Raw genomic sequence first — 1317 nt, 5'->3', positions numbered from 1 at the left:
CACCACGAGTACGAGCTAATCGGCCGTGAAACACGCACTGTATTGGATGAGTACTTCGCTGAGTTTCAAGACGCATAAGTTCAAGTCTGGCTTAGAATCAAATACATGATTTAAAGCCGATGACGTCCAACTCATTAAGAATAAGCCTCGGCGATGTCGAGGCTATTCCGACCAAATAAGCACAGTGGTTAGATCGATAAAACTTCCTATCTTGATGTTCCGTTGTGTTTATTTAGTCGTCTTATCCAAGTATTCAAATCCATTTCAAACTGAAAGAGCGACGCATGAAAAGCATTATTTCTATTCAATCTCACGTGGTTTACGGGCATGCAGGAAACAGTTCTGCGGTTTTTCCAATCCAAAGAATGGGACTCGATGTGTGGCCAATCCACACTGTTCAGTTCTCTAATCACACTCAATATCAACAAGGTTGGACCGGGCAAACATTCGGCTCAGATGATATTCGAAACTTGATTCGAGGCTTAGACAACATCAACGTACTGAAAGACTGTGGTGCGATCCTATCGGGTTATCAGGGAAGCGCAGACCAATGTAAAGCGGTTGCTGAGTCGGTTAATTTAGTTAAAGAAAAGAACCACAGTGCACTCTATGTTTGTGACCCTGTAATGGGTGACCCAGATAAAGGTTGTATCGTTGAGGATGGCGTTAGAACCGCCATTACTAAACACTTGCTTCCTATTGCCGATGTTATAGTGCCAAACCAATTTGAACTAAGTGAATTGACCGGCATTAAAATCCTCTCCCTTTATGATGCGGTTACAGCATGTAAGAAAGCATTGGAGCTTGGTCCAAAGATGGTGCTCGTGAAGCATCTTCACTCATTACCCGATGACGCGTTCAGTATGATTTTAGCAACGAAAAAGGCATGTTATTTAGCCCAACGACCGAACATTGAATTTGCTCAACAACCGGTTGGTGTCGGTGACCTTATCTCTGGCCTGTTTACCGCAGGGTTAATAAAGAGAATGTCTCCCGTAGCTGCATTCCGACATGCAAATAACGCGGTCTATGGTGTGTTGGAGCTAACTAAAAGCTATGGCACTTGGGAGCTACAAACAATCAATGCACAATATGAATTTGTAGAGCCTACCCACGATTTCAACGTGGTCAAAATCGGGTAGAGCGTTTAACTCCGATAGTGGTGGAGGGTGTACCTATTCGATGGGTCGCATCCTACAAACGAGATTACGAGCTAAGACTAAACCTAGCTATATTACTCCCAGAAAGAGACGGACTTCACTTTATCCCTATTTATTAACTTCTCTGTTTATAGCTGTTCTTTTGATTAAACAGAGT

The 1317-nt window shown here is 43.1% G+C and carries 1 protein-coding gene; it reads left to right on the top strand.

The genetic code is table 11. The annotated features are described in order from the left end of the window. Window positions 1-284: 284 nt before the first annotated feature. The gene (pdxY, locus tag AB4161_RS23195; protein ID WP_017060057.1) at window positions 285-1142 is read left to right on the top strand and encodes a pyridoxal kinase PdxY; all 858 of its coding nucleotides are present in this window, start codon (window positions 285-287) and stop codon (window positions 1140-1142) included. Window positions 1143-1317: the final 175 nt, after the last annotated feature.

This window comes from Vibrio sp. 10N.286.51.E5, assembly GCF_041469125.1.
Taxonomy (GTDB): domain Bacteria; phylum Pseudomonadota; class Gammaproteobacteria; order Enterobacterales; family Vibrionaceae; genus Vibrio; species Vibrio crassostreae_C.
The sequence above is the reverse complement of the archived record's forward strand: the minus strand, read 5'-3'. Positions and strand labels throughout refer to the sequence as shown.

Excerpts from the sequence above, each read along its gene's own strand:
- pdxY (WP_017060057.1), top strand. The coding sequence starts at position 285 with ATGAAAAGCATTATTTCTATTCAATCTCACGTGGTTTACGGGCATGCA.